The organism is Clostridioides sp. ZZV15-6598, assembly GCF_020657705.1.
Taxonomy (GTDB): Bacteria; Bacillota; Clostridia; order Peptostreptococcales; family Peptostreptococcaceae; genus Clostridioides; species Clostridioides difficile_F.
Genome location: NZ_JAGWCS010000238.1, coordinates 1 through 2682, shown reverse-complemented (window position 1 = coordinate 2682; position 2682 = coordinate 1). Strand labels below are relative to the sequence as shown.

Annotated in this window: 2 protein-coding genes; both read left to right on the top strand. The window is 28.7% G+C overall.

Annotated features, from left to right (window positions below):
- The first annotated feature begins 133 nt into the window (after positions 1-133).
- Positions 134-394, top strand: a complete 261-nt coding sequence (locus KGF50_RS21090) for an HPr family phosphocarrier protein (RefSeq protein WP_003422895.1) — start codon at positions 134-136, stop codon at positions 392-394.
- A 260-nt stretch (positions 395-654) separates the two neighbouring features.
- Complete coding sequence (gene ptsP / locus KGF50_RS21085) at positions 655-2367, top strand: phosphoenolpyruvate--protein phosphotransferase (protein ID WP_227849875.1); 1713 nt, start codon at positions 655-657, stop codon at positions 2365-2367.
- Positions 2368-2682 lie beyond the last annotated feature (315 nt).

Here is a 2682-nt window from a genome sequence, read left to right as displayed (position 1 = left end):
ATATTTTTGTAGCACTGGTGGGAACAAAAAATGACCATAGGACAAAAAAGTACCACTAAGTGCCATTAAAGTAAAAAATAGGAAAACAATTTTAAAAAATATAAAATGTTAGGTTTATAGGAGGATTTAAAAAATGGAAAAAGTAGTTAGTATCAAAAATGCAAGTGGATTACATGCTAGACCAGCAGGAATGTTTGTTAAGAAGGCTGCTGAATTTAAATCAACAGTAGAAGTTGTAGCAAAAGACAAAACTGTAAATGCAAAATCAATCATGGGAATAATGAGTTTAGGTTTAGCTCAAGGAGAAGAATTAAAATTAGTTGTAAATGGAGAAGATGAAGAAGTAGCTTTAGCAGCAATGGTTGAGTTAGTTGAAAGTGGATTTGGAGAGTAGATATATAGTTTCTAAAAATTTGGTATTTATAATCTAATCATTGCTTAGAGTAAAAGTAACAAAGAAACATTAAAAATATACAGACAAAAGTTTGTAAATATTTAGTTTCTTTGTTACTTTCATGTTTATTTAATCAGAAGATTAAGATTATTGTTAATTGGGTATGAAAATACAAATATTTTAAATGATGAAAAAAGTAAGATATTTTTAATTATAAATTTGAAATCAAAATACAGAAGATATTTTTAGGAGGTAGGGTTATGTCTTACAAAGGAATAGGAGCTTCTCCTGGTATTGCTTTAGGGAAAGCGTTAGTAGTTGAGCATAGTGAATTAGTAATTGAGAAAAAATCTATAGATAATGTTGAAGCGGAAGTTGCTAAATTAGAAAATGCGGTTGTAGTTTCTAAAGAAGAATTAATAAAAGTTAAGGAAAAGGCTTCTCAAGAATTAGGAGAAGAAGAAGCAGAAATATTTGAAGCACATTTACTAGTTTTAGAAGACCCAGAGTTAATTGGTTCTGCAATTGATAAAATCAAAACTGAAAATGTAAATGCAGAATATGCTTTAAATGAAATAAAAGAAATGTTTGTTAGCATGTTTGAGTCTATGGACAATGAATACATGAAAGAAAGAGCAGCAGACATAAAAGACGTTACAAATAGAATACTTAGACATATATTAGGAATTAAAGTTGTTGATTTATCTGCTTTAAGTGAAGAAGTAATATTAATAGCACATGATTTAACTCCATCAGATACAGCAACTATGAACAAAAAAATGGTTTTAGGTTTTTTAACTGATATAGGTGGAAGAACTTCTCATACAGCTATAATGTCTAGAACTTTAGAAATCGCTGCAATCGTTGGATTAAGTGATATAACTTCAAACGTTAAAGATGGAGATTTTGTAGTTTTCAATGGAGATACTGGTGAAGTAATTGTTAATCCAGATGAAGACACTATAAACAAATATACTGAGTTAAAAGCTAAATATGAAGAAGAAAGAGAAGCCTTACAATTATTAAAAGGAAAGCCGTCAGTAACTCTTGATGGGAAGCATGTGGAATTAGCTGGTAACATAGGAACTCCTAATGATATAGAAGGTCTAATAAAGAATGATGCTGAAGGCGTTGGTCTTTATAGAACAGAATTTTTATATATGGATAGAGATTCTTTCCCAACTGAGGAAATACAATATGAAGCTTATAAAGCTGTATTAGAAGGAATGAAAGGTAAACCTATAGTTATAAGAACATTAGATATAGGTGGAGATAAAGAGTTAAGTTACTTGACTATGGAACCTGAAATGAATCCATTTTTAGGTTACAGAGCAATAAGACTTTGTTTAGATAGAACAGATATATTTAAGACTCAATTAAGGGCTTTATATAGAGCGAGTGTTCATGGAAGATTAAGAATAATGTTCCCTATGATTTCATCTTTAGAAGAATTATTACAAGCTAAAGAAGTTGTAAAAGAAGTTTTAGCAGAACTTGATTCTGAAGGTATAGCTTATGCTAAAGATGTAGAAATCGGTATGATGATAGAAGTGCCATCTGCTGCTGTAATATCTGATGTACTTGCTAAACATGTAGATTTCTTCTCTATAGGAACTAATGATTTAATTCAATATACTTGTGCAGTTGATAGAATGAACCAAAAGATAAGCTATCTTTACAATCAATTTAATCCAGCTGTTTTAAGACTTATAAAGACAGTTATAGATAATGCACATAAAGAAGGTAAATGGGCAGGTATGTGTGGGGAATCTGCTGGAGACCAAAAAATGATACCAATACTTTTAGGTATGGGATTAGACGAGTTTTCTATGTCTCCAATATCAATACTTCCTGCTAGAAAATTAATAACTTCAGTTAAAGAAGCTGATATGAAAAAATTAGCTGATGAAGTGCTTAATATGGGTACTGCTGAAGAAATAAAAAGATATATTGAAACGACTTTTAACATGTAATTTATAAAATATATAATATGTAATTTACAAACCATATTAGATAAAATATTCATGTAGATATGTTATAAATAATATAAATAACTCAATAAGTAAAGAAAAGCCATAGTTTATTTTATACTCTATGGTTTTTTTACTGTCATAAATTAAAATTTATAATACCTTAATTGTAGTTTGTGTTTTTTGTAGATTTATTTTTTAGATAATAAAAATATATAAGTGAATATTTTTACTTGTAAGCATGTAATCTATTGGATTTCAATAAATTGTCTCCATTGGGAATTTATGCTACAATGTAAAATAGGGTGATATATATAT